Annotated in this window: 1 protein-coding gene; it reads left to right on the plus strand. The window is 75.3% G+C overall.

Going from position 1 to position 299, the window contains the following annotated elements; genetic code table 11:
- Positions 1-38: 38 nt before the first annotated feature.
- The coding region (locus tag BIV03_RS19675) for a universal stress protein (protein ID WP_217637387.1) at positions 39-299 on the plus strand (261 nt) is incomplete at its 3' end.

A 299-nucleotide genomic window follows, 5' to 3' on the forward strand; every position in this document is an offset into this window, starting at 1 on the left:
CGACGGGCGGCCGCCCGTCGGACCGGACGGAGCGGACCATGCACGACGACGTCGAACGGATCACGATCGGCCTGGACGACACCGAGGCGAGGTGGACCGCGCTCCGGTGGGTCGCCGAGCGGGCAGCCAGGCACGCCTGCCGCGTCCGCATCGTGCGCGCGGTCGACCCGCTCGAGCCCGAGGAGGGGTGGACCCACCACCGTCTGGCGGCGGGACGTTCCCTCCTGCTGCAGTCGGCGCCGGGGACCCAGGTCGAGCTCGACGCACTGCCGGCCCCGATCGTCGACGCGCTCGTCGGT

Source organism: Curtobacterium sp. MCBA15_016 (assembly GCF_001865105.1).
In the GTDB taxonomy this organism is placed as follows: domain Bacteria; phylum Actinomycetota; class Actinomycetes; order Actinomycetales; family Microbacteriaceae; genus Curtobacterium.